This is a genomic window from Pantoea jilinensis (assembly GCF_019104105.1).
Lineage (GTDB): Bacteria > Pseudomonadota > Gammaproteobacteria > Enterobacterales > Enterobacteriaceae > Pantoea > Pantoea eucalypti.
Genome location: NZ_CP077746.1, coordinates 1,576,137 through 1,593,927 on the forward strand (window position 1 = coordinate 1,576,137; position 17,791 = coordinate 1,593,927).

The window sequence follows — 17,791 nt, forward strand, 5'->3', positions numbered from 1 at the left end:
AATCCGGCTTCAGCCAGCGTTTATTAACGCACAGGCTGAGAAGATAGCGTGGCTGGCCCTGTTTTACCGGTTTCAATCCCGTGTAGGGCAGGGTGCAGCCTGAGGGTCAAAAAAAATTTATTGCCGTCAAGGATGCAGGCTAAATGCGCTCAGAACGGAAGGCTCGCTTTGAGAATTTTATCGACGCACGCAGCAGGCGATAATTTTGCGGTATCCAGCTGCAGATGATCCCTTCTCCAGGATTCATAATCACGATCCATGACGGCCTGCCATTCAGGCACTTTTAAGCCAGGAATTTCTGAGATTCTGTTCTCTACACGAGCCCGATGCTGTTCCGGATCCGAACAAAGGATTTCGATTTCCAGAAAGGGAACACCTGATGATAGTGCGATATCACGAAAACTATCTCGCACCAGATTAAGATCATTTACCGAGTCAGTGACAACAGGTAGTCCCAGTCTGAGATTCTCTCGCGCAAGCGCATAGAGGATGAAATAGCCTTCAGGGCCCATCTCTCTGAACGCTGCTGATTCATTACGCAGCGCCTGTTCGATCGTATCGACGCGTAAATACACCGCTTTTAATTTTTCAGATAACATTTTAGCGACCGTGCTTTTTCCACAACCGGGAAGGCCACTGAATATGTACAGCATAACGACTCCTGTTTAAATCCGCGCTCCAGCGTTAAATGCTGACATGTTTGCACAGCATGCTGCGCGCAATTATCCATACACATTACGAGTGCGCATCACCCTTTGCCCGCAGCGAACGTGGGTAATTCTGCACAGCTATTTATCTGGCAAGGCTTCAACATTAGCAGAGAGGATTGCCGGGAGGTTTTGGGTAATCTTTTCCACAGGCCAGTCCCACCAGGCCAGCTTCTCGAGTATCGATATGGTCTCATCGTTAAAACGCTGCCTGATAACCCTGGCTGGATTACCCCCCATAATCGAATATGCCGGGACATCCGACGTGACGACAGAACGTGACGAAATGATCGCGCCGTTACCGATTTTAATGCCTGGCATAATCAGCGCCTGGTAACCAATCCATACGTCATTGCCAATCACTGTATCGCCTTTATCGGGCAGGTCACCGGCCTGAGGCTGGCTTGCTTCCCATCCGTTTCCGAAGATGTAGAACGGATAAGTGGAGAACCCCGCCATGCTGTGGTTAGCCCCATTCATAATGAACTGAACGCCTTTCGCTATAGCGCAAAATTTTCCAATAATGAGTTTGTCGCCAATAAACGGGAAGTGATAAAGGACATTGCGCTCGAAGTTTTCTGCGCCTTCAGGGTCATCATAATACGTAAAATCACCGATGATGATGTTGGGGTTTTTCACCCTGTTTTTAATAAAACAAACCTGTGGGAAGCCTTCCATTGGATGGGGATTGGCCGGATCCGGTCCGTACATATTCTCTCCTTTACGTGCGGCTTTAGGTCGTTCCAGTGTACACCCTAATGCCCGTTGTCCTTTTCACAGACACAATGTAACCATGATGAGGGGTAGATTCTGTCTGTGAAAAACTTCCGTTTCCTGATGTGCTGCTTATTAGAGTCTGGATAAATAATACGCAAAATTTTCATTCTCTGTTCATCCCTTTATTATCAATCATAGAGAATCAGAAACGATTTTATTAATGCCGTTTCGCCAGTGTGAAGCGTCACACGACGCCGTTTTCATAACGGCTGGTTTCAGGTTTACCACTCAAAAATAAAATTTTTGCATTTTTGTCAGTTTATGCAGGGGCAAAGAGTTCTGATTTTCATAATATTATATTTCAATTAAATCAAAGAGTTATGCGTGTAATAATCCTGGCTATATGGAAGGTTTGGTAGGAAAGCGAAACGCTGAGAAACATAACTTTACATTGGTTTTTTTATGTGACGCTCAGAAGGCCAGTAAAAGACGTTAATTTAATCAGATTGCTTAAAATTAACAGTGTAAATTTCGCTCGCCGGGCAAATTATCTATATCGCCATATACTGACAGCATATTCGTTGAACGAATATAACCGTCTTTTATTAACGCTAATTCATAGCGGCAGGGCTGGCACCATACCGGCGTTTTAGCACAGGAGAGAGTAAAATGGATCAAACCGCATTTATGATTGGGTTTTCGGTCATGGCCATTGCGTCACTGATTATTTACGTGACCGGTGATAAGAAATATCCCTTTGGTCACCATACACTCGTGCACGCGTCAGTGCCGTTTATTGCCGCCACAGCCTATCTGGCCATGGCGTTTGGGTTTGGCAATCTCACGCTGGACAGTGGCACGATAGTGTACCTGGCGCGTTACGCTGACTGGTCCATCACCACGCCTCTCTTACTGGCCGGGTTGGTCATGCTGGCTTTCCATGAACAGGGTAAACCAGGAGAAATGGGCGGCTTTCTGACTGCCATCATTGTGCTGGATGTGATGATGATTATCACCGGCCTGGTCTCTTCCCTGGCGGAAAATCCTGTCGCGAAATGGGTGTGGTATTCATGGTCGTGTGCGGCATTTCTGGGCGTTGTTTATCTGCTCTGGGGGCCACTGCGCGCACTGGCCGCGACGCGAGGCAACGCGCTGGCAGGTGCCTACAACAAGAATGTAGCCTTGCTGACCCTCGTGTGGTTTATCTATCCGATCGTTTTTCTGGTCGGTCCGGAAGGTCTCAGTGTCATCACTGATGCGACATCTGTTCAGGCATTCCTGATTCTGGATATTATCGCTAAAGTTTTCTACGCCTTCTACGCTGCGGCTAATATGAAAAAAGCGCTCTCTCATACTACGCCTGTTGGTGCTGTGAGGAGATGACAGCCCAGGTGCGGTTCGGCTGGGCAGGACTCTGGGGGGCAGCGCTCGCTGCCTCTTTCAGCCCCCCTGCGGGGCAAGTGCTGTTTGCGACCCTGGCCATTGGCGTTATCGGCATGGCACACGGTGCCAGCGATCTTGACGTCGTTAAACGCGAGCGTCAGTTCCCGTTTCTTGCCGCCTATGGACTGGTCATCTTGATCTGTCTGTTCTGGTGGCACGGTGCTCCGGCGCTGGCGTTGCCCGTTTTTCTTCTGGCATCTGCCCTGCATTTTGCGCTTGAAGACGCCCCTGATGGACGCAGCCCCGAACGTCTGGCGCGGGGGATAAGTATGATAGCGGCCCCAGCGACACTGCATCTGCAGGCATTTAGCGCAATTCTGCATGAGGCGGCACCAGGATTTTCAATGCCGGACGCTCTTGCTGTGGGCATTGCCATTACAGGGGGACTCTGTGCGTCAGGGCTTATTTTTGCGGGTTTCGTTCGTCAGGACAGGCGTCTTCTGACGGGTACACTGGCGTTGTTACTGCTTCCACCTTTCGTCGGTTTTTCAATGGGATTCTTAATTTTACATGCGCTGCCGCAAACCCGACAGCGGCGCGATCAGCTGAAGTGCACCAGCTATCTCCGCTACCTGCAAGCCACCTGGCCGGTACTGACGGCGGCTCTTCTGCTGGCTGCGGGAACCATTGTGGTGATGCATCCTGTGGACAACGCGGGAATTCAGCCATTGTTTGCTGTACTGGCCGCACTGGCAATCCCGCATATGCTCATTACGCCCTGGTTTGAATCACGGCATCCGGCGTGAAACCGTCCCGCTAATAGGGTAGACGCCCCTACATTCACCACTCCTTCACTCCCCCGTCACCGTTCTGTCATCTGATCCCTTCAGGCTAACACCATCCCGCAGCGTCCTATTACTGCGTTCCCACTCTGTAACCCGTGAGGATTTCATCGTGATGGAGTTATCCAGACATCCGACCACTGTTTATCAGGCTGTTGCCGCACAACTGGAGCAGGCGCTGAAAGAGCGCTACCGCTGCGGCGACTATCTTCCTTCCGAGCAGCAGCTGGCCGATCACTACGAGGTCAACCGCCACACGCTGCGCCGGGCTGTCGATGAGCTGGTGCACAAAGGGCTGCTGCAGCGCCGTCACGGTGTTGGCATCCTGGTACTGATGCGTCCTTATGACTATCCGCTGCATGCCCAGGCGCGCTTCAGTCAGAACCTGATGGAGCAGGGGAGTCACCCGACCAGCGAACGGCTGCTGGCGGTACTGCGTCCGGCCAGCAACGACGTCGCCAATGCGCTGGGCGTGAAAGAGGGCGACAACGTCATTCATCTGCGCACCCTGCGCCGCGCCAATGGCGTGCCGCTCTGCCTGATTAATCATTTCCTCGCCGACCTCAGCTGGTGGCCGCAGCTTCAGCAATTTAACAGCGGCTCGCTGCACGACTTCTTAGTGGAACACACCGGCAAACAGCTGGTGCGCACTCAGACGCGTATCAGCACCCGCCGGGCGCAGGCCAAAGAGTGTCGGCAGCTCGACATCGCCCTGCATGCGCCGCTGCTCTGCGTGCGGACGCTCAACAAAACCAGTGATGGCGCGGTGGCGGAATACTCCGTCAGCCTGACGCGCGGCGACATGATCGAACTGACTCTGGAGCACTAATGGAACAGCAAACAGATCGCCAGCGCTGGCTGTCGGTACTGGCGCACAGCAGCGCCGCCTTGCTTGAAGCGCACTGGCATGCGCTTAGCCTCCAGCCCGAATTCACCCTGGTCCGTCCGGCAGAGATTGGGCTGACGCGACTCCAGGCGCGGATGGGCGCTACCGGCAAACGCTTTGTCATGGGCGATGCCACGGTGACACGTGCGGTGGTGCAACTGAGCGACGGTACCCTGGGTTACAGCTATCTGCTGGGGCGCGACAAAGCCCACGCTGAACGCTGCGCCCTGCTGGACGCGCTGTTGCAGCAGCCGGAAACACGGCAGTTGCTGGAAGAGAAGATTATTACCCCGCTGGCGGCGTGGCGCGAGGAGCAGCGACAGCTGCGCGCCCGTGAAATCGCCAGCAGCAAAGTAGATTTCTTTACGCTGGTTCGCGGAGATAACTGATGACTTTACTGGCAAGTTTTAACCATCCGGTCGCGGATGCGCAGCGTGCGTTTCGCCGTATTCTGAAAGCGATGAGCGAGCCGGGCGTGATGGTCTCGCTGCCGCTGCAGCAGGGCTGGGGCGCACTGTCACCGGCGGCCACAGCATTGCTGCTGACGCTGGTCGATCAGGAAAGTCCGGTCTGGCTGGATGCGCAAATCGACAATGAACAGCTGCGTAACAATCTGCGCTTCCATACCGGTGCACCCATTACTTCGCAGCAGGACGCACCGTTCGCCCTGAGCCATGCAACAGCACAGCCCGATCCGACGCAGTTCGCGGCGGGTGACAATATGTCGCCGGAGAAAAGCACCACGCTGATTATCGAAGTGCCGTCGCTGAATGGCGGACTAACGCTGCGTCTCTCCGGCCCTGGCCTGCGGGAAACCCGTGCTATTGCACCACAGCTGCCGGAAAGCGTGCTGGAATATCTGCGCACCCGTCCGCATCCGTTCCCGCAGGGCGTGGATCTGATCTTCACCTGTGGCGAAGCGATCATGGCCGTGCCGCGCACCACCGTTGTGGAGGTGTGCTGATGTATGTCGCGGTGAAAGGGGGCGAAAAAGCCATCTCTAATGCCCATCAGTTACAGGCCGATCTGCGACGGGGCGATCGGGCAGTAGCGGAACTCGGCTGCGATCAGGTGGCGCAGCAGCTGGGGCTGGCGGTGGATCGGGTAATGACCGAAGGCGGAATATACGATCCTGAACTGGCGGCGCTGGCGATTAAGCAGGCCAGTGGCGATCTGGTCGAGGCGATTTTTCTGCTGCGTGCCTATCGCACCACGCTGCCACGTCTGGCAGAGAGCACGCCACTGGCGACCGGTTCGATGCGCATCGAACGCCGCATCTCGGCGGTCTATAAAGACCTGCCGGGCGGCCAGGTGCTGGGGCCAACCTATGACTACAGCCACCGTCTGCTCGACTTCACCCTGCTGGCAAACGGTGAAACGCCTGCCGCGCCGCGTGACGACCGTTCGGTGCCGGATCAGTGTCCGCACATGTTCAGCATGATGAGTGAGGAAGGGCTGGCCACCGCCGAGAGGGATGACGGCAGCGAGCCGGTTGATATCACCCGCGAGCCAATGCGCTTTCCTGCTTCGCGCGCTGCACGGCTGCAACAACTGGTGCGTGGCGATGAAGGTTTTCTGCTGGCGCTGGGCTATTCGACCCAGCGCGGCTATGGCCGTACCCATCCGTTTGCTGGCGAGATCCGCACCGGCTATCTCAGCGTCAGCATCTGTCCCGAAGAGTTGGGCTTTGAGCTGGAGATTGGGGAAGTGCTGCTGACCGAATGTGAAATGGTCAACGGCGTCGCCCACAGTGATGACGCCGCGCCGCAGTTTACCCGTGGCTACGGGCTGGTGTTTGGCCGTGCCGAACGCAAGGCGATGGCGATGGCGCTGGTGGATCGGGCGCTGCAAAGCCGCGAGCAGAATGAGCGCGTGACCAGCCCGGCGCAGGACGAAGAGTTTGTGCTGTCGCACGCCGACAACGTCGAAGCCGCGGGCTTTGTCTCGCATCTCAAGCTGCCGCACTACGTCGATTTCCAGGCAGAACTGGAACTGCTGAAACAGCTGCAGCACGATTATCAGGAGCGCAACCATGGCTGAACTCACCGGCTATAACAATGGCTATCTCGATGAGCAGACCAAACGCACCATCCGTCGCGCCATCCTGAAAGCGGTGGCGATCCCCGGCTATCAGGTGCCGTTCGCCGGACGCGAGATGCCAATGCCTTACGGCTGGGGGACAGGCGGCATCCAGATTACCGCCAGCGTGATTGGCGATCAGGATGTGCTGAAGGTGATCGATCAGGGCGCTGATGACACCACCAATGCGGTGTCAATACGTCAGTTCTTTAAGCGGGTCAGCGGGGCCGCAACCACCGAACGCACCGCCGATGCCACCCTGATCCAGACCCGGCACCGCATCCCGGAAACGCCGCTGGAGGAAGACCAGATCCTGATATTCCAGGTGCCGATTCCTGAGCCGCTGCGTTTTATCGAACCGCGCGAAACCGAGACCCGCACCATGCATGCGCTGGAGGAGTACGGCATCATGCAGGTGAAGCTGTATGAAGATATCGCCCGCTACGGCCATATCGCCACGACCTACGCCTATCCGGTCCGGGTTAACGATCGCTACGTGATGGATCCGTCGCCCATTCCCAAATTCGACAACCCGAAGATGCACATGATGCCTGCGCTGCAGCTGTTTGGGGCCGGGCGTGAAAAGCGCATCTACGCCTTGCCGCCTTATACCCGCGTGGAGAGCCTGGACTTCGACGATCACCCCTTCACCGTGCAGCAGTGGGATGAACCCTGCGCGCTGTGCGGATCGCGCCACAGCTACCTCGATGAGGTGGTGATGGACGACCAGGGAACGCGGATGTTCGTCTGCTCCGACACCGACTTTTGCCATCAGCAGCAGGAACAGCAACATGCACAGTGAACAGCCGCTGCTTGCGGTGAACCAGCTCACCCATCTTTATGCGCCGGGCAAAGGGTTTGAGCAGGTCAGTTTTGATCTCTGGCCCGGCGAAGTACTGGGGATTGTCGGCGAGTCCGGCTCCGGTAAAACCACGCTGCTGCAGAGCCTGTCGGCCCGCCTCACACCGCAGCAGGGCAGCATTCACTATCAGAACCGCGACCTCTATGAGATGAGTGAAAACGACCGCCGTCGCCTGCTGCGCACCGAGTGGGGCGTGGTGCATCAGCATCCGATGGACGGGCTGCGTGCGCAGGTCAGCGCGGGCGGTAACATCGGCGAACGGCTGATGGCGACCGGCCAGCGGAACTATGGCGACATCCGCGCCGAGGCGAGCCGCTGGCTGCAGGCGGTGGAGATTGATGCCAGTCGCATCGACGATCTGCCGACCACTTTTTCCGGCGGGATGCAGCAGCGTCTGCAGATTGCCCGCAACCTGGTGACGCAGCCTCAGCTGATGTTTATGGATGAGCCGACCGGCGGGCTGGATGTCTCGGTGCAGGCGCGACTACTGGATCTGCTGCGCACCCTGGTGCGTGAGCTGAATCTGGCGGTGGTGATTGTCACCCACGATCTCGGGGTGGCGCGACTGCTGGCGCATCGCCTGCTGGTGATGAAACAGGGGCGGGTGGTGGAGAGCGGTCTGACTGACCGTGTTCTGGACGATCCTCATCATCCTTACACTCAACTGCTGGTCTCTTCGGTGCTCAATTAAATGACAACGCTCACTCCGCGCCTGCGGGTAGAAAATCTGTGTAAAACCTTTGTGCTGCACAACCAGAACGGCGCGGCGCTGCCGGTGCTGCACAACGCCAGCCTGACGGTGGGCGAGGGCGAATGCGTGGTACTGCACGGTCATTCCGGCAGTGGCAAATCCACGCTGCTGCGCGCGCTTTACGGCAACTATCAGCCCGACAGCGGTCATATACGGGTTGCACATCAGGGTGAATGGATCGACATGGCGCAGGCATCAGCGCGCCAGATTATCGCCCTGCGTCGCGACACGCTGGGCTGGGTCAGCCAGTTTCTGCGGGTGATCCCACGCGTGCCGACGCTGGAGATTGTGATGCAGCCGCTGCTGGAGCGCGGCGTTGATCGCGAATTCTGCGAAGCGCGGGCCGCCGAACTGCTCAGCCGGCTGAATGTGCCGCAGCGTCTCTGGTCGCTCGCCCCGTCTACCTTTTCTGGCGGTGAGCAGCAGCGCGTGAATATCGCACGCGGCTTTATCGCCGACTATCCGGTGCTGCTGCTGGATGAACCCACCGCCTCGCTCGACAACGTCAACAGCGAGGCGGTGGTGAGTTTAATTGAACAGGCGCGCGCACGTGGTGCCGCCATCGTCGGTATTTTTCACGATCGGGCGGTGCGCGAGCGGGTCGCCGACAGGCTTCACCTGATGCACCCGATCGACACAGGAGTGCAGGCATGATCATCAATAACGTCAGACTGGTGCTGGAAAATGAAGTGGTCAGCGGGTCACTGGAGTTCCGCGATGAGCGCATCAGCAGCTTCAGCGAAACCACCAGCCAGCAGCCCGGTGCGCTGGATGGTGAAGGTGCCTGGCTGCTGCCGGGTCTGGTGGAACTGCACACCGATAACCTCGACAAGTTTTTCACCCCGCGCCCGAAAGTGGACTGGCCCGCACACTCGGCGATGAGCAGCCACGATGCGCTGATGGTTTCCAGCGGCATTACCACGGTGCTGGACGCGATCGGCGTGGGGGATGTGCGCGACGGCGGGCACCGGCTGGATAACCTCAGCAAGATGATCGACGCCATCCGCGACAGCAACCGCAAGGGACTGAACCGGGCTGAGCATCTGCTGCATCTGCGCTGTGAACTGCCGCATCCCACCACTGCGCCGCTGTTTGAAGCGCTAATGGGCACGCCTGAGCTGGCGCTGGTATCGCTGATGGACCATTCGCCGGGCCAGCGTCAGTACGCGTCGCTGACCAAATATCGCGAATATTATCAGGGCAAATATCAGCTTAATGACGCCGAGATGGATCAGTTCGAGCATGACCAGCTCACCCTTGCGGCAGCGTGGTCACAGCCCAATCGTCAGGCGATTGCGGGACTGTGCCGGGAACATGGCATCGCCATTGCCAGCCATGATGACGCCACCGCCGCGCATGTGGAAGAGTCCCATGTGGCAGGCAGCCGCATTGCGGAGTTTCCGACCACGCTGGAAGCGGCACGTGCCTCACGCTATCGCAACATGCAGGTGCTGATGGGTGCGCCCAACATCGTGCGCGGCGGCTCGCACTCCGGCAACGTCGCAGCCTGGGAACTGGCGTCACACGGCCTGCTGAACATTCTGTCGTCCGATTACTACCCGGCCAGCCTGCTGGATGCCGCGTTCCGGCTGGCGGATGACGAGCGCAACAGCCTGGGCATGGCGCAGGCCATCGCGCTGGTGACCTGTAATCCGGCCCGCGCATTAGGATTGGAGGACCGCGGTGTCATCGCGGAAGGTTGCCGCGCCGACCTGGTGCTGGCGCACACCGCACACGGCTACCCGCACGTGCGGCACGTCTGGAGCAAAGGCCGGCAGGTGTACTGATGGCGCGGCTGATCTGGCTCACCGGTCCCTCCGGCTCCGGCAAGGATAGCCTGCTGGATGCGCTGCGGGAGGCACCGCCGCCCAAACTGTTGATCGCCCATCGCTACATCACCCGCGCCGCCGATGCGGGCGGTGAAAACCATGTGGCACTCACCGAGGCGGAGTTTGCCCGCCGCGCCGCGCTCGGTCTGTTTGCCGTGAGCTGGGAAGCCCACGGTTTCCGCTACGGCATTGGCTGTGAGACAGAACAGTGGCTGCTGCGTGGACAGAATGTGGTGGTGAACGGGTCGCGGCTGCATCTGGCTCAGGCACAGGCCCGCTTTGGCTCACAGCTGCTGCCGGTCTGTCTGCAGGTGTCGCCCGCTGTGCTGGCGGCGCGGCTGCGTCAGCGTGGACGGGAAGATGAGGCGGAGATTGCCCGGCGGCTGGCGCGTGCTGCCCAGCCGCAGCCCGACGGCTGTCTGATCCTCAACAACGACGGCGCGCTGGCGGAAACCGTCTGCCAGCTTCGCCAGATACTGGAGGCGCATCAATGACATCGACTTTTCCGGCACGGGCAGTAAGCGCCCGGCAGCGATATACGCGACCAGGAGCGCATCCATGAAACTCACTTTTCTTGGCACTGGCGGTGTGACTGCCGCGCCGCTGCCGGGCTGCGACTGTCACGCCTGTCAGCGGGCGCAGCGTAACCGCACTCATGCACGGGCGCCCTGCAGTGCGCTGATTGAGTCTGGCCACGAACGCATCCTGCTGGATGCCGGTCTGCCGCTGCTGGCATCACGCTTTCCGCCTGGCTCGCTGACCCGCATTCTGTTGACGCATTATCACATGGATCATGTTCAGGGCCTGTTTGCGCTGCGCTGGGGCGTGGGCGCGCCGATTCCGGTCTGGGGACCGCCCGATCCGCGTGGCTGTGACGATCTCTACAAACACCCTGGCCTGCTGGATTTCCGTCCCGCTTTAACCCCTTTTGTGGCGCATGCCTTTGGCGAGCTGCAGGTTACGCCGCTGCCGCTGCAGCATTCAAAGCTGACGCACGGTTATCTGTTTGACTGGCATGACACCCGGCTCGCCTGGCTGTGTGATACCTGCGGACTGCCGCCCGACACCGCCGACTTCCTGCGCGGCCAGCCGCTGGATCAACTGGTGATTGACTGCAACGATCCACCCCGTGCAGAGCCTCGAAATCACAATGATCTGACCCAGGCGCTGGCGATAGCAGAGAGGCTCAAGCCGCGTCAGACCTGGCTCACTCACCTCAGTCATGAGATGGATAACTGGTTAGCCGAAAACCCGTTGCCAGAAGGCGTGCTGCCAGCCCGTGACGGCCAGACTTTGCTGTGCGGCGCGCACTGGCCTGTCACGGTTTGATCATCTGGCTGTCATCTCGTGTTCATCGCGTCACGCCTTAATAACCGGCAGAACGCAATCAGCGATGACGGAGAACACCATGGCACAGGCACTTCTGAAAACGGTGGTCGACAACGATCTGCCACCGGCCAGCCTCAGCGGACAAAAAGTGTTGTCGGTGCAGAAACTGAGCAAAGCCTACGGCGACACGCAGGTGCTGGATCAGGTCAGTTTTGACCTGCACGCCGGTGAGCTGGTGGCGGTGATTGGCCGCTCTGGCGCGGGTAAATCGACACTGCTGCACATGCTCAACGGCACAATTAACGCGACGTCCGGTGCGATTATCAGTCTTCATCAGGGCGAAGCAGATCGTAACGTGGTCACGCTTAACAGCCGCCAGCTGCGCGAATGGCGCAGTCAGTGCGGCATGATCTTTCAGGATTTCTGTCTGGTGCCGCGCCTCGACGTGCTGACCAACGTGCTGCTGGGCCGCCTGAGCCAGACCAGCACGCTGAAATCCTTCTTCAAAATCTTTTCTGACCAGGACCGCGCGCACGCCATCGAACTGCTGCAGTGGATGAACATGCTGCCGCAGGCGCTGCAGCGGGCCGAAAATCTCTCAGGCGGACAGATGCAGCGCGTGGCGATCTGCCGCGCCCTGATGCAGAACCCCAAAATCCTGCTGGCTGATGAGCCGGTGGCCTCACTCGACCCTAAAAATACCAAACGCATTATGGATGTGCTGCGCCAGGTCAGCGAGCAGGGCATCAGCGTGATGGTCAACCTGCACTCGATTGAGCTGGTCAAAAGCTATTGCACCCGGGTTATTGGCATTCAGCGCGGTGTCGTGCTGTTTGATGGCAATCCTTCCCGACTCACCGACAGCCTGTTGCACCAGCTGTACGGCGATGAACTTAACCAAATCCATTAACGTCCACAGCAAGAGAATAATTCCGAATGAAACTGACTTCTTTAGCACTTCTGACCAGTGTCATGGCGTTTGGTGTCAGCGCAGCGGATGCGCCGAAACAGCTTAATCTGGGGATTATGGGCGGGCAGAACGCCACCCAGCAGATTGGCGATAATCAGTGTGTAAAAACCTTCTTGGATAAAGAGCTGGGTGTGGATACCCAGATGCGCAACGCCTCTGACTATTCCGGCGTGATTCAGGGCCTGCTGGGCGGCAAGATCGATATGGTGCTGAGCATGTCACCGGCTTCGTTTGCGTCGGTCTACATTCAGGACCCGAAAGCGGTGGATGTGGTGGGTATTGTCGTCGATGACAAAGATCAGTCACGTGGCTACCACTCTGTCGTCATCGTTAAAGCGGACAGCCCGTATAAAAAGCTGGAAGACCTGAAAGGCAAATCATTCGGTATGGCCGATCCCGATTCGACGTCCGGCTTCCTGATGCCAAACCAGGCGTTTAAGAAGATGTTCGGCGGCACGGTGGATGACAAATATAACAACTTCTTCTCCAGCGTCACTTTCTCTGGCGGTCATGAGCAGGACATCCTGGGCGTGCTGAATAACCAGTTTGATGGCGCAGTCACCTGGACGTCCCTGGTCGGTGACTACAACAGCGGTTACACCTCTGGCGCCTTTGGCCGATTGATCCGCATGGACCATCCGGACCTGATGAAGCAGATCCGCATCATCTGGCAGTCGCCACTGATCCCTAACGGCCCGGTGCTGGTCAGCAACAAGCTGCCCGCTGACTTCAAAGCGAAAGTGGTGTCGGCGATTAAAAAACTGGATAAGGACGATCACGCCTGCTTCGTAAAAGCCGTGGGTGGTGAACAGCATATCGGTGAGGCGACGGTCGCTGACTATAAAAACATCATCGATATGAAACGTGACCTGATGAAAGGCAGCCGCGGCTAAGGCCGACGGTGCCCTGACTTTCCCCGTCGAGGCGGGGAGAGCGGGACGCGGCAACCCCGCCTGCGTCCCGCTGCTTTAGCGCCGGAGATCCTCCTTTGACCGAATTCGAACACTACTACCAACGCATCCGACGCCAGCAGAAACGTGACACGCTGCTCTGGTCACTGCTGCTGGTGGCACTCTATCTGGCGGCGGGCAGGGTGGCAGAATTTAATCTGCTCACCGTCTGGCAGTCGCTGCCGCACTTTTTTGACTATCTGCATGAAATCCTGCCGGTGCTGCATCTGCCGCTGCTGTTTGCCGATGGCAAAACCGAAGGTTCGCTGGCCTACTGGGGCTACCGTCTGCCGATTCAGCTGCCACTGATCTGGGAAACGCTGCAGCTGGCGCTGGCTTCGACGCTGATCGCGGTGGCCATGGCGGCGGTGCTGGCCTTTTTCGCCGCCGACAATACCCAGACGCCGGTCAGCGTGCGGATGACCATTCGTGTCTTTGTCGCCTTTCTGCGCACCATGCCGGAACTGGCGTGGGCAGTGATGTTTGTGATGGCCTTTGGCATTGGGGCGATCCCCGGCTTTCTGGCGCTGGCGCTGCACACCGTGGGCAGCCTGACCAAGCTGTTTTATGAGGCGATTGAGTCGGCATCGGATAAGCCGGTGCGCGGCCTGGCCGCCTGTGGCGCCAGCAAGCTGCAGCGGATGCGCTTCGCCTTCTGGCCACAGGTTAAACCGGTCTTTCTCTCTTACAGCTTTATGCGACTGGAAATTAACTTCCGCTCTTCAACCATCCTCGGGCTGGTTGGCGCGGGCGGCATCGGCCAGGAGCTGATGACCAATATCAAACTGGACCGCTACGATCAGGTCAGTATCACGCTGCTGCTGATTCTGATTGTGGTATCGCTGCTGGATACGCTATCTGGCCAGCTTCGTCGCCGTGTGACAGGAGATCGGACATGATGAGCCACGTACCTGATGTCACGCTAATGAAGCAGCAGCATCGTGAACTCTTTGCCGCGCAGCCGCGCTATCTGCGCCGCATAGGGCTGATGGCGCTGGCGGTGCTGCTCTACTATCTTTTTTTCTTTTCCGTATTTGGCCTGGAATGGTCGCGCCTGCTGATGGGCTGCCAGCAACTTGGACGCTATTTCCTGCGAATGTTTGTCTGGCATGACTTCATGAACTGGCCGTTTGGCTACTATTTTTCGCAGGTCGGGATTACCCTGGGGATTGTGTTCGCCGGGACGCTGACCGCCTCGCTGCTGGCGCTGCCGCTCTCGTTTCTGGCGGCACGCAACGTCATGCACGATGGCGCGGCAAAACCGCTGGCGTTTCTGATGCGCCGTGTGTTCGATGTGTTACGCGGCATCGACATGGCGATCTGGGGGCTGATATTCGTGCGTGCGGTCGGCATGGGGCCGCTGGCCGGGGTGCTGGCGATTATCCTGCAGGATGTCGGTCTGCTCGGCAAACTCTACGCCGAAGGGCACGAAGCGGTGGAGCGATCGCCAGGTCGCGGACTGAGTGCCGTGGGCGCCAACAGTTTGCAGAAACACCGCTTCGGCATCTTTACCCAGTCATTCCCGCAGTTTCTGGCGCTGAGCCTTTACCAGATTGAGTCCAATACCCGCTCGGCAGCGGTGCTGGGCTTTGTCGGCGCGGGTGGTGTCGGTCTGGTCTACGCCGAGAACATGCGCCTGTGGAACTGGGATGTGGTGATGTTCCTGACGCTGATCCTGGTGGTGGTGGTGATGGTCATGGATGTGATCTCCAGCCGCCTGCGTAAGCGCTACATCAGTGGGAAACCGGTGCCGTTGTGGCAGCCTGCTGCGCGCGATTAAGCCGTTCGCTGCGCTGCCAGGCGCGCTGTAGCGCCTTCACCAGTTGTGCCTGATGCCAGGGTTTCGCCAGCCGTTCACACAGCGGCAGCGTGACCGGCTGGTGGCGCAGATCCTGACCGCTGATAAGCAATGTCGCCAGCTGTGGCCAGTTCTGATGGGCCTGCCGGATCACCTCTGCGCCGTTAATCTCGCCGGGTAGCATCAGGTCGCTGATCAGCAGGTCGATATCCGGTGTCTGGCGCAGCAGCGCCAGCGCCTCTTCACCGTCGCCACATTCCAGCGTCAGATAACCCAGCTGATGCAGATGCTCGCACAGTGTCTGCCGTACCGCCGGTTCATCATCCAGCACCAGCACCAGCCGGTTACTGGCCGCTTCAACATCTGCTGCAAGGTCAGCCTCACCGGGCACAGGCGGTGGCGGGGCGATAACGGCGGCTTCCGCTGCGCGCGGCAACAAGAGACGCACCGTGGTGCCCTGGCCCGGCGCAGTTTCCAGTTCTATCTGTCCGCCTGACTGCCGCACAAAGCCGTAAACCATGGACAGTCCAAGCCCGCTGCCACTGCCGGTCGCTTTGGTGGTAAAGAAAGGCTCGAAAACCTGTTCGCGCACGTCGGCGGACATGCCGCAGCCGTGGTCGATCACCTCAATTGTGACGCGGTCACGTTTTTCTCCCCCCTCCAGACGACGCTGATTCCAGATGCGCAGCCGGATTTCGCCGTTTTGCTGGTGCATGGCATCGCGCGCATTCACCACCAGATTCATCAGCGCATTTTCCAGCTGGCTGGCATCGATCCAGGCGGGCCAGCCGGGGCGCTGGGCATCAATAACCAGCTGCTGTCCCGGCAGCAGCGAGTGCTGAAGCAACCCCTGCAGGTTATCCACCAGCGTCACCACCGACACCGCGCGCGGATAAAGCGCCTGTTTGCGTGAGAAGGCCAGCAGGCGCTGCGTCAGCTGGGCGGCGCGATCGGCCGCCTGCCGCGCCCGCTCAATGCGGGTGGCGAGGGGGCCGGGCATCAGCTGGCCTTCAGTCAGCGCCAGACTGCCGATAATCACCGCCAGCAGATTGTTAAAGTCGTGCGCCAGCCCGCCGGTCAGCTGACCGACCGCCTTCATCTTCTGGCTGTGCTGGAGCGCTTCTTCCAGGGTTTTACGTGAGGTGCGGTCCAGCACGGTATTGACCATGCCGCGCCGCGGAATCGGGCTAAAGCGCAGTTCCAGCGTACGGCCATCGGCCAGACGGATCTCCTGCTGCTCACCGGGATCGTGCAGATCCACCGCCAGCGGTGCCAGCAGTTGCTGATAGTGGACGCCACGATGGACCTCACGCGGCGAAAGGCCGAGCAGTTCGGCATACTGCGCATTCCACACCACCAGCTGACCATTGTGATCAAACAGGGCAAAGCCGTCGCGCATCGCCAGGAAGGTGGACTCCAGCTGGTTACTCTTCTCTTTCAGCAGCCGTGAGGTGTGGGCCAGCGAGGCGGTATTTCGGGCAAAGACGTTAAAGGCCCGCGCCAGTTCCCCCAGTTCGTCACGCCGTTGCAGCCCCGGCACGCTGACGTTCTGTTCGCCCTGCGCCAGACGCGTCATCGCGCCGGCAATCGCTGTCAGGCTCGATCCGAGATTGCGGTAGATGTAGATTCCGGCATAGCCGGTAATCGCCAGCGCCAGCAGCACAAACAGCGCGATAAAGCCGATGATCGAATCAAGTTCGTGGTGAGTGGCCTGGGTACGCGCCTCACTTTGCAGCGCAACCTGCTGCACTGACGCATTGATATCGTCATTCAGCATCGCCACCAGTGCTTTAATCCGGTAGGTAGCATAGGCGATTGCCAGGTCGCTCTGCTCCAGCGCCTCCGCCAGCGGCAGCAGGCGTTGCTGGGTAATCAGGAGTCGCTGCACGTTCTCGCCCGTGACGCCCGTCAGCGGCACGCTGCGCCACTGCGTCATCACCTGCTGAAGCTGTTCAATGACGGCAATGGGCGTGGGTGTGCGAATGGCGATGGTGATCAGCCGTTCGGTTTGTTCGCGTAGTGCGGCATCCGGCAGTATGAGCTGTTCCCGCTGCACCAGCTGGTTGATATGGCTGAGCAGAATCTGGGTCTGCCACAGATCACTCAGCATGTTATTGCGCTGCAGATGCCGCTGATGGCCATTCAGCAGCAGGCTATTAATCGTCTGCTCCAGCATCAGGCTGCGGGCGCGGATCCGCGCGATGCGCTCCGGCTGACGGGCCGCCAGCGGTGCGCTGGCCAGCAGGCTCAGCGACTGCTGCAACGCCTGCTGATTCTGCTGCAGGCGCTGTGATTCGCTCTGATACTCCAGTGCCCCGACCACCTGCGACAGCCGCACGGCCGCCGTCGCCACATTGGCAGTATCGCGCGCCAGCGCCAGGCTGCCGTTCATATCTGCCAGCGTCTGCGCCTGGGCCTGTTCCTGAATCGCGCCGGCATGACGAAAGCCGATGATCGCCACCACGCTTACCATCAGCGTAACCGACACCACCAGCAGATTGAACATCAACAGGCGTCCACGCGCCCCGGCCTGCCACGGATAACTGCGCTGCATCCCACGACCTCTTAATCACTGCAACGATGCGCCGAGTATAGGAGCGTGATGTCGGGCGTTTATGACAAATATGAACGGCCGCTGACATTTTCCGTTTATCTGGCGTTGTTTTACTGGCGGCTATCCACAGTCCG

19 protein-coding genes are annotated in these 17,791 nt (G+C 58.7%); 16 read left to right on the forward strand and 3 right to left on the reverse strand.

What is annotated here, in order from left to right; translation table 11 throughout:
* Positions 1–149: 149 nt before the first annotated feature.
* Entirely contained in the window at positions 150–653 is a 504-nt protein-coding gene (locus KTJ90_RS07240) for a P-loop nucleotide/nucleoside kinase family protein (protein WP_499026097.1), read from the reverse strand.
* Between the two features lie 135 nt (positions 654–788).
* Positions 789–1,418 (reverse strand): CatB-related O-acetyltransferase, encoded by a 630-nt coding sequence (locus KTJ90_RS07245; RefSeq protein WP_499026099.1) that lies wholly within the window; start codon positions 1,416–1,418, stop codon positions 789–791.
* 675 nt (positions 1,419–2,093) lie between these two features.
* On the opposite strand from KTJ90_RS07245, the gene KTJ90_RS07250 reads away from it, so the two are divergent.
* The 16 genes from KTJ90_RS07250 to phnE (KTJ90_RS07325) all read left to right on the forward strand — a co-directional run bounded on the left by KTJ90_RS07250 (position 2,094) and on the right by phnE (KTJ90_RS07325) (position 15,085).
* Positions 2,094–2,807: a bacteriorhodopsin gene (locus KTJ90_RS07250; protein WP_003852428.1), complete on the forward strand. Its 714-nt coding sequence runs from the start codon at positions 2,094–2,096 to the stop codon at positions 2,805–2,807.
* Positions 2,804–3,613 carry a Brp/Blh family beta-carotene 15,15'-dioxygenase gene (locus KTJ90_RS07255; RefSeq protein ID WP_008926907.1) on the forward strand — a complete coding sequence of 270 codons (810 nt, stop codon included), beginning with the start codon at positions 2,804–2,806 and terminating at the stop codon, positions 3,611–3,613. Before KTJ90_RS07250 ends, KTJ90_RS07255 begins: the two co-directional genes overlap by 4 nt.
* A 151-nt stretch (positions 3,614–3,764) precedes the next feature.
* The gene (gene phnF, locus KTJ90_RS07260) at positions 3,765–4,478 is read left to right on the forward strand and encodes a phosphonate metabolism transcriptional regulator PhnF (protein ID WP_003852432.1); all 714 of its coding nucleotides are present in this window, start codon (positions 3,765–3,767) and stop codon (positions 4,476–4,478) included.
* Positions 4,478–4,924 (forward strand): phosphonate C-P lyase system protein PhnG, encoded by a 447-nt coding sequence (gene phnG, locus KTJ90_RS07265; RefSeq protein ID WP_003852434.1) that lies wholly within the window; start codon positions 4,478–4,480, stop codon positions 4,922–4,924. The genes phnF and phnG overlap by 1 nt, the downstream gene beginning before the upstream one ends.
* On the forward strand, positions 4,924–5,499 hold the full coding sequence (phnH, locus tag KTJ90_RS07270; RefSeq protein ID WP_003852437.1) for a phosphonate C-P lyase system protein PhnH: 576 nt from the start codon (positions 4,924–4,926) through the stop codon (positions 5,497–5,499). The genes phnG and phnH overlap by 1 nt, the downstream gene beginning before the upstream one ends.
* Positions 5,499–6,575: a carbon-phosphorus lyase complex subunit gene (locus tag KTJ90_RS07275; RefSeq protein WP_003852439.1), complete on the forward strand. Its 1,077-nt coding sequence runs from the start codon at positions 5,499–5,501 to the stop codon at positions 6,573–6,575. Before phnH ends, KTJ90_RS07275 begins: the two co-directional genes overlap by 1 nt.
* Entirely contained in the window at positions 6,568–7,416 is an 849-nt protein-coding gene (locus KTJ90_RS07280) for an alpha-D-ribose 1-methylphosphonate 5-phosphate C-P-lyase PhnJ (protein WP_008926903.1), read from the forward strand. Before KTJ90_RS07275 ends, KTJ90_RS07280 begins: the two co-directional genes overlap by 8 nt.
* Positions 7,406–8,167: a phosphonate C-P lyase system protein PhnK gene (gene phnK, locus KTJ90_RS07285; RefSeq protein WP_003852443.1), complete on the forward strand. Its 762-nt coding sequence runs from the start codon at positions 7,406–7,408 to the stop codon at positions 8,165–8,167. Before KTJ90_RS07280 ends, phnK begins: the two co-directional genes overlap by 11 nt.
* Positions 8,168–8,881 (forward strand): phosphonate C-P lyase system protein PhnL, encoded by a 714-nt coding sequence (gene phnL, locus KTJ90_RS07290; protein ID WP_003852445.1) that lies wholly within the window; start codon positions 8,168–8,170, stop codon positions 8,879–8,881.
* Positions 8,878–10,014, forward strand: coding sequence for an alpha-D-ribose 1-methylphosphonate 5-triphosphate diphosphatase (gene phnM, locus KTJ90_RS07295; RefSeq protein ID WP_110411298.1), 1,137 nt, complete (start codon positions 8,878–8,880; stop codon positions 10,012–10,014). Before phnL ends, phnM begins: the two co-directional genes overlap by 4 nt.
* Positions 10,014–10,550 (forward strand): ribose 1,5-bisphosphokinase, encoded by a 537-nt coding sequence (phnN, locus tag KTJ90_RS07300; protein ID WP_105099036.1) that lies wholly within the window; start codon positions 10,014–10,016, stop codon positions 10,548–10,550. Before phnM ends, phnN begins: the two co-directional genes overlap by 1 nt.
* A 64-nt stretch (positions 10,551–10,614) precedes the next feature.
* Positions 10,615–11,385, forward strand: a complete 771-nt coding sequence (phnP, locus tag KTJ90_RS07305; protein ID WP_003852451.1) for a phosphonate metabolism protein PhnP — start codon at positions 10,615–10,617, stop codon at positions 11,383–11,385.
* A gap of 79 nt (positions 11,386–11,464) precedes the next feature.
* Positions 11,465–12,295 carry a phosphonate ABC transporter ATP-binding protein gene (gene phnC / locus KTJ90_RS07310; protein ID WP_499026105.1) on the forward strand — a complete coding sequence of 277 codons (831 nt, stop codon included), beginning with the start codon at positions 11,465–11,467 and terminating at the stop codon, positions 12,293–12,295.
* 26 nt (positions 12,296–12,321) lie between these two features.
* On the forward strand, positions 12,322–13,248 hold the full coding sequence (gene phnD, locus KTJ90_RS07315; protein WP_008926899.1) for a phosphonate ABC transporter substrate-binding protein: 927 nt from the start codon (positions 12,322–12,324) through the stop codon (positions 13,246–13,248).
* A 95-nt stretch (positions 13,249–13,343) separates the two neighbouring features.
* Positions 13,344–14,204 carry a PhnE/PtxC family ABC transporter permease gene (phnE, locus tag KTJ90_RS07320; RefSeq protein WP_499026108.1) on the forward strand — a complete coding sequence of 287 codons (861 nt, stop codon included), beginning with the start codon at positions 13,344–13,346 and terminating at the stop codon, positions 14,202–14,204.
* Positions 14,201–15,085 (forward strand): phosphonate ABC transporter, permease protein PhnE, encoded by an 885-nt coding sequence (gene phnE / locus KTJ90_RS07325; protein ID WP_140916202.1) that lies wholly within the window; start codon positions 14,201–14,203, stop codon positions 15,083–15,085. The genes phnE (KTJ90_RS07320) and phnE (KTJ90_RS07325) overlap by 4 nt, the downstream gene beginning before the upstream one ends.
* Here the strand turns inward: phnE (KTJ90_RS07325) and KTJ90_RS07330 are convergent.
* Positions 15,039–17,657 carry an ATP-binding protein gene (locus KTJ90_RS07330; protein WP_499026110.1) on the reverse strand — a complete coding sequence of 873 codons (2,619 nt, stop codon included), beginning with the start codon at positions 17,655–17,657 and terminating at the stop codon, positions 15,039–15,041. The two genes, phnE (KTJ90_RS07325) and KTJ90_RS07330, sit on opposite strands and share 47 nt — an antisense overlap.
* Positions 17,658–17,791 lie beyond the last annotated feature (134 nt).

What these genes read in the sequence shown, in the direction of transcription:
- KTJ90_RS07240 (WP_499026097.1), bottom strand. Translation starts at nt 653, where the DNA reads ATGCTGTACATATTCAGTGGCCTTCCCGGTTGTGGAAAAAGCACGGTC.
- KTJ90_RS07245 (WP_499026099.1), bottom strand. Translation starts at nt 1,418, where the DNA reads ATGTACGGACCGGATCCGGCCAATCCCCATCCAATGGAAGGCTTCCCA.
- KTJ90_RS07250 (WP_003852428.1), top strand. Translation starts at nt 2,094, where the DNA reads ATGGATCAAACCGCATTTATGATTGGGTTTTCGGTCATGGCCATTGCG.
- KTJ90_RS07255 (WP_008926907.1), top strand. Translation starts at nt 2,804, where the DNA reads ATGACAGCCCAGGTGCGGTTCGGCTGGGCAGGACTCTGGGGGGCAGCG.
- phnF (WP_003852432.1), top strand. Translation starts at nt 3,765, where the DNA reads ATGGAGTTATCCAGACATCCGACCACTGTTTATCAGGCTGTTGCCGCA.
- phnG (WP_003852434.1), top strand. Translation starts at nt 4,478, where the DNA reads ATGGAACAGCAAACAGATCGCCAGCGCTGGCTGTCGGTACTGGCGCAC.
- phnH (WP_003852437.1), top strand. Translation starts at nt 4,924, where the DNA reads ATGACTTTACTGGCAAGTTTTAACCATCCGGTCGCGGATGCGCAGCGT.
- KTJ90_RS07275 (WP_003852439.1), top strand. Translation starts at nt 5,499, where the DNA reads ATGTATGTCGCGGTGAAAGGGGGCGAAAAAGCCATCTCTAATGCCCAT.
- KTJ90_RS07280 (WP_008926903.1), top strand. Translation starts at nt 6,568, where the DNA reads ATGGCTGAACTCACCGGCTATAACAATGGCTATCTCGATGAGCAGACC.
- phnK (WP_003852443.1), top strand. Translation starts at nt 7,406, where the DNA reads ATGCACAGTGAACAGCCGCTGCTTGCGGTGAACCAGCTCACCCATCTT.
- phnL (WP_003852445.1), top strand. Translation starts at nt 8,168, where the DNA reads ATGACAACGCTCACTCCGCGCCTGCGGGTAGAAAATCTGTGTAAAACC.
- phnM (WP_110411298.1), top strand. Translation starts at nt 8,878, where the DNA reads ATGATCATCAATAACGTCAGACTGGTGCTGGAAAATGAAGTGGTCAGC.
- phnN (WP_105099036.1), top strand. Translation starts at nt 10,014, where the DNA reads ATGGCGCGGCTGATCTGGCTCACCGGTCCCTCCGGCTCCGGCAAGGAT.
- phnP (WP_003852451.1), top strand. Translation starts at nt 10,615, where the DNA reads ATGAAACTCACTTTTCTTGGCACTGGCGGTGTGACTGCCGCGCCGCTG.
- phnC (WP_499026105.1), top strand. Translation starts at nt 11,465, where the DNA reads ATGGCACAGGCACTTCTGAAAACGGTGGTCGACAACGATCTGCCACCG.
- phnD (WP_008926899.1), top strand. Translation starts at nt 12,322, where the DNA reads ATGAAACTGACTTCTTTAGCACTTCTGACCAGTGTCATGGCGTTTGGT.
- phnE (WP_140916202.1), top strand. Translation starts at nt 14,201, where the DNA reads ATGATGAGCCACGTACCTGATGTCACGCTAATGAAGCAGCAGCATCGT.
- KTJ90_RS07330 (WP_499026110.1), bottom strand. Translation starts at nt 17,657, where the DNA reads ATGCAGCGCAGTTATCCGTGGCAGGCCGGGGCGCGTGGACGCCTGTTG.